This is a genomic window from Streptomyces sp. A1277 (assembly GCF_004795015.1).
GTDB lineage: Bacteria > Actinomycetota > Actinomycetes > Streptomycetales > Streptomycetaceae > Streptomyces.
The window spans coordinates 1-3,651 of sequence record NZ_SSBI01000096.1; the positions used below are offsets into that span (position 1 = coordinate 1).

General features: G+C 68.2%; 3 protein-coding genes and 2 pseudogenes. 4 read left to right on the forward strand and 1 reads right to left on the reverse strand.

Annotation, left to right across the window (positions count from 1 at the left end):
- Positions 1-117 precede the first annotated feature (117 nt).
- A pseudogene (locus E6R18_RS33760) lies at positions 118-696 on the reverse strand (glycosyltransferase family 2 protein); the annotation flags it as partial.
- Between the two features lie 125 nt (positions 697-821).
- Here E6R18_RS33760 and E6R18_RS33765 point away from each other — a divergent pair.
- The 4 genes and pseudogenes from E6R18_RS33765 to E6R18_RS34535 form a co-directional block, all read left to right on the forward strand.
- The gene (locus tag E6R18_RS33765) at positions 822-2,024 is read left to right on the forward strand and encodes a teichoic acid biosynthesis protein C (protein WP_240799951.1); all 1,203 of its coding nucleotides are present in this window, start codon (positions 822-824) and stop codon (positions 2,022-2,024) included.
- A gap of 251 nt (positions 2,025-2,275) precedes the next feature.
- Positions 2,276-2,443, forward strand: a pseudogene (locus E6R18_RS33770) (transposase); the annotation flags it as partial.
- Entirely contained in the window at positions 2,419-2,541 is a 123-nt protein-coding gene (locus E6R18_RS35350) for a hypothetical protein (protein WP_276607283.1), read from the forward strand. The pseudogene E6R18_RS33770 and the gene E6R18_RS35350, both read left to right, overlap by 25 nt.
- Positions 2,542-3,440: 899 nt before the next feature.
- Positions 3,441-3,651: hypothetical protein (locus E6R18_RS34535; RefSeq protein WP_206308499.1), on the forward strand; the 211-nt coding region annotated here is incomplete at its 3' end.

A 3,651-nucleotide genomic window follows, 5' to 3' on the forward strand; every position in this document is an offset into this window, starting at 1 on the left:
GCCGGACGGTCGACAGATCAACGCCAGGACACCCGTGGGGTCGGTCGTAAGCAAGAGTCAGACCGTCACGGCCGGGACTACCCGATCCTTGCGGGATCCGGTACGAACAGACTGACAGTCGTAGCTGAAGGTCGTGGTGGGGAAGCCGATCCAGGAGAAGAGGCCCTTGGAGAAGCGGTTGTACTCGGTCAGCGCGAGTACGGCGTCCACCGCGCGGCGCGAGAGCAGCCGGAAGTCGCCGACACCGTCCACGAGTTCCACGTCGACGAGGCGGTTGATCAGCCAGTAGTAGGCGCGTGCGGTGAGGGTGCGGGTGACCCGGTCGCCGGCCCGGGTGCGGCGGGCTGTGACCTGGTCGTACCCCTGGGCGTGCTCCTGGACCATCTTCCCGATCAGCTCGGGCGGGTGCTGGAGGTCGGCGTCCATGATCACCACAGCGTCCCCCTCGGCGTGCTGGAGACCGGCCAGCATGGCGGCCTCCTTGCCGAAGTTGCGGCTGAAGGAGACGTACCGGACGCGTGGGTCGGCGGCGGCCAGCTCCTGGATGACCGGCAGGGTGCGGTCAGCGCTTCCGTCGTCCACGTACACCACCTGGAACGCGTGGCCCAGCCGGGACGTTTCGTCCGTGACGCGTTCATGGAAGCGTTCGAGGATCTCTTCCTCGTTGAAACAAGGCACCACCAGCGAGATCAGCACCCATGTACATCAACCGGTCCATGTGTCGCCGGCGGATGGTGTGTGTGGCCCGGGAACGACGGTTGGGTGAATTGAACCGAGGGGGCGGGTTGAGTGCGGTCGGGCCTCCGGCTTGGATGGGCACCATGACCGATGACAGGATCTCCCGGCCCAGCCGCCGCTCCCTGCTCGCCCTGGGCGGCGCCGGCGCGCTCACGGCGGCCGGTGTGTCCATGAGTGCCGGAACGGCGTCCGCCGCCGATCACGCCACCCCCGCTTCCTCGCTGCTGGTGCCCTCGCCCCGGCTCGACCTGAACAGCGCGTCGGACAAGTGGATACGGGAGAAGCCTCTGCGCGACTCGACGATCCTCCAGTCCTTCGGCTACGACAACGCCAACGGGCACATCTACCTGGCGCAGGTGACGCAGGGCGGGCTGAAGCTCGCGGGCGAGTCCGCCGCCGTGAGCGCCACCGACCGCAACCGGAACGGCGATCTGACGATCACCAAGTGGGACATGTCCGGGAACACGCTCGGCTACATGTACCTGCGCGGCTTCGGCCACGGCATGGGCATCGGCGTCGAGCCGGCCGGAGGCACCGCGTATCTGTGGACCGAGACGGACGGCCAGGAAGTGCCGGACCCGGTGCACCCGGACGATCCGACCAGGACGACCAGCCGCGGCCGGCGGCTGGCCCGCTTCCCGTTCGTCAACGGGAAGGTCCTCGACCACGGGTCCGCCGGACTCGCCACGTACCAGCCGGTCCCGGGGACCTCGAGGTACACCGCCTCCGTCGACCCGGTCTACGGCCGCCTCGCCATCCGCTTCCGCGACACCGACGGGGCGTTCGTCTTCCAGGTCCACGATCTCGACCTGGCCCGCCTCGGCGTCTGGACCCAGCCCCTCGCCAGCCTCCGCGAACCGAACATCACGGCGGTGGCCGGCTGGCCGCTCACCACCTACGGCAAGCCGTTCCTCCAGGGATACGCGGTCGTGGGCCGGTACCTCTATCTGCTGCACGGCAACAGCTACAACTCCACCCAGAAGATCGGCGACCAGAACGTCGTGGTCTCCCAGCCGGGCGTCGGCAACACGTTCATCACCTCGGTCAACCTCACCACGGGCGCCCTGGACCCCGCGCCGCCCACGCCCTTCAAGGAGACCGTCAACCCCGCCCACACCGCCGCCGCGTACACGCTGGACTACCGCGAACCGGAGGGCCTCGGCGTGTACGTTCCGAATCCGGCCCAGCCCGGCGTCTTCCGCATCGGCATGGGGTTCGCCTCGGGGGATACGGGCGCGCGGGTGGCGACGATCTACGGCAAGGCGGGGCTCGTTCAGCCGTCCTGATCCAGGCATGGGAGCTCACGGCACGGCGCCCCGTGTCATCGCCGTGGCTGTCGCGCCGGACCGGCTGGGGCCTGTCGTCACATTCGCGTCGTTCGCCCGGAGGGCGGGCCGCGCGGCGTCAGGCCCTAACCTCGCGCTTTCGTGAAGCGGGCTGTCCGGTAGGCGGTCAGGAAAGCGGAAAGTGCCTCTGTCCAGCAAGAATGAGGATTGTCGAGGTCCTTGTTCCTGCCACCACCGGAGGCACTTTCCAGGTGAAGCGCTCTATCGGATCCTACCCCCGTGTCCGCGTCCAGGACGACGGCCGCCAGGTCGTCTCCCAGGCCGGTTCGGTCCTGCTCGTCGAAACGGTCCGCAAGGCCGGTCTTGACCAGGCGATATCCACAGCTCTGGCGCCGTGGCGGAAGCCGCGGGCCGTCCACCGCACTCCCGGCACATCACGGTCGGCAGATGGGGCGATCTGCGGGTCTTCAGCTGCCCCGCCGACATCCAGCACGGCTACGAGTTCGACGTGCACTGACCGCTCCGCGGCCCGTGAGCGATATCAGACGGTGCGGTTCACGTGACGGGCCGCCACATCAATAGGGCGTCCAAGCCGGCGGGCGGCGGCCGAGAGGACCCGCACAGTTGCACCCCTGGTTCTCCGCGACGTCCAAGGCCCGATGCACATCGAGCAACGGCGCCCCTTCGGGTGCCTGCAGTTCGGGACGTGCAGCACATCGCGGGCTGGGCCCCGTCCTCCCTCGCGAAGTTCTGTCAGGACCCAGTCCGTAGGGCGGCGCTCCCCGAGGGCCTCGCGGACCACCGACGTCGGCCTCGCCGACGGAAGAGGCTTGATAAGGACTTAAGCGGCGATCACCCACTGTCGGAGTGACGTTCCCAAACATCCGGCGCGCATCAGTACCCAGCGATCGCCGATGCGCGAGAATCAGAACTGCTGCGCCCGGGCCCAGCCCGCCTGGCGTCGGCACTCGCTGAAGCGTCTCGAAAGCCGTCACAACGCCTCCGGGCAGCTTCAGTAATCACCACGGCCGGCCGACCTATGGGGTGTTCTTCGCCAGCCGCGCGCACCGGGCGGCCGTGGTGCTGCCTCTGCCCAAGCCGGGTCTCCCGGGCGGGGGCACCGAGCGCAGGGTCCTGCGGCCGCACGTCTTGGGACTCAACCCGGAATTGTGCAGCGGCCGTGAGTCGGATCCGGCCATCTATGAAGGATCCCTTCATAGACCTTTCTCTCTTATGCGGCATTTTTCCAGCCGCTTTGTGCTGGTTGCTGGTATGCGGGGTGAGGCCGGTTTCGGGGGCGTGTGCGGGGGGATTTCGGGGGCATACCCTCCGGTTTTTGTGGGGGAGCTGTGTGAGTCTGTGGGCGCCTGGTGGCCGCTGGGGCTGCTGGGATTGTCTTCCTGTGGGGGGAAGTTGATGTCTTCACGTGCCTTTGGCATGCCCTCTCGGCGTGCCCGCACGACCGTGCGCCATACGTTGACCGCGACGGCTTTGGTCCTAGCCCTGGGCGTTGCGGCTCTGCCGGCGGCCGCAGCTGATCAGCCGGACACCCCGGTTTCCGTCTGGGGGAAGAAGGAGCAGAAGCTGGAGCGGCCGCAGGTGAAGTCCGGTGTGAACCGGGCGCCCG